At 39.6% G+C, this 1,770-nt stretch carries 2 protein-coding genes; both read right to left on the bottom strand.

The window, feature by feature from the left end:
• Positions 1-232 precede the first annotated feature (232 nt).
• Positions 233-958, bottom strand: coding sequence for an LPS export ABC transporter ATP-binding protein (gene lptB / locus ABZA26_RS14320; RefSeq protein WP_372715169.1), 726 nt, complete (start codon positions 956-958; stop codon positions 233-235).
• 14 nt (positions 959-972) lie between these two features.
• On the bottom strand, positions 973-1,770 hold a 798-nt coding region (lptC, locus tag ABZA26_RS14315), incomplete at its 5' end, for an LPS export ABC transporter periplasmic protein LptC (RefSeq protein ID WP_372715168.1).

Genomic DNA, 1,770 nt, shown 5'->3' with positions numbered 1-1,770 from the left:
GCCTATTCGCAGGACAAGCGTTAAGAAATATAATCAATTTTACGTTAAGAAAATACAATGTCTGAGCGAAGCGAGTTTTGTATTTTTAGTAAAATTTATTATATTTTAGCTTGGACAAGACCAAGGCTTGATTTTTGGTTACTTTTCATCAAGGAAAAGTAACGAACTCTTGAGAAATTCAGTAATTACCCATATATCTCAAATTAATTATATCTTATCAAGATAGTAAAACTTAATCCAGCTTAAATCCTTCTCCCAGATAAATTTTTCTGGCCATCTCATTTTCAGTTATCTCCTTTGGAGTACCGCTTATAAGAACCTGCCCCTGGGCCATTATATATGCCTTTTCAGTTATACTCAAGGTTTCCCTCACACTGTGATCTGTTATGAGTATCCCCAGCCCCTTTTCCTTCAGATATCTTATTATCTGCTGTATATCCTCTACAGCTATGGGATCCACCCCTGCAAATGGCTCATCTAGAAGGATGAAATCTGGATTGTTTGCGATAGTCCTTGCTATCTCCACTCTTCTTCTCTCTCCTCCTGACAGGGAATAACCAAGGGATTTAGACACATGAGACAGTTTAAACTCTTCCATAAGTTTTTCCATAGTTTCCTTCATCTCAGGCTTAGATATATTTCTCATCTCCAGTATGGCGTAGATATTCTCCTCTACTGTGAGATTTCTGAATACCGAAGGTTCCTGTGCCAGATAGCCTATTCCCATGTTTGCCCTTTTATACATAGGCAGTTCTGTTATGTCTACCTCGTTGCACCATACTTTTCCGGATTCCGGTTTTACTATACCCGTCATCATATAAAAAGTAGTGGTTTTACCGGCTCCGTTGGGTCCTAACAGCCCCACTATTTCGCCCTTTTTCACTTCCAGGCTGACTCCATTGACTACTCTTCTCTTTTTATAGCTCTTGCACAGGTCCTGTGCTATTATACTTTTCATATGGAGACCTCTCCTTATTTTGTTTTGTAATTTATAAATACATTTCCTATAGCCTTAAATTTATTGGTATTCATGTTGTAAATACCTCTGTCAGCCTCTATAGTGGCAGTAGCACTCTCGGCCTTTACCCTGCCCTCCAGCTCTGCAATTTTTTCCTTGTTTTTTATTATTCCCCTGTCTGCAGTAGCCTTTGTGTATCCGCTTTCCTGGCTAAAGTTGGTTATCACCACTTTGTTGATAAGGTTTGCCACCTCAGTAGTCAGGTTCACGTCTGCTATCTCAGAAGTTACCTCTGTTCCGTTTTCCATGATCAGACGGCTTCCCTGTTTTCCCAGGGCCAGGTTTCTCTGTAAATCCAGCTCCAGGTAATCTGAATAAAGTGTCATTCCGCTGTATTTAAAGACCCCTTTATCCTTTATCTCACTTCTCGTGGCCTTATAGCCGTTGTCCTCTATAAAATATACCCTGGCCGAGTTCCCCTGGAAATTCACAGGTTCCTTCTTCCCGGTTTTTTTATCGATTTGATACATGGAAGCTTTTACATTTCCCACAAAATCAATTTTTTTATCTACAAAGGCACCGAACACATGGTCTCCCTGGAGTTTTTCTCCATTGTCAGAGGTAATTACTACATTTTTCCCGTCCAGGGTCTTACTGGCCATATTAAATTTACCATTTGTAGAGTTGATCACGAGGTTGTCGTAGAATACTTTAAAAGGTTTCTGGGCAAATATCTCATTTGATTTTATAAAATACTCAGCCTGAGAACCCCTTACTTCTGTTTCAGGGTCCTTAAGTATTACATTTCCAAG

This window comes from Ilyobacter sp., assembly GCF_041583315.1.
Classification (GTDB): domain Bacteria; phylum Fusobacteriota; class Fusobacteriia; order Fusobacteriales; family Fusobacteriaceae; genus Ilyobacter.
The sequence above is the reverse complement of the archived record's forward strand: the minus strand, read 5'-3'. Positions and strand labels throughout refer to the sequence as shown.

What these genes read in the sequence shown, in the direction of transcription:
- lptB (WP_372715169.1), bottom strand. Translation starts at nt 958, where the DNA reads ATGAAAAGTATAATAGCACAGGACCTGTGCAAGAGCTATAAAAAGAGA.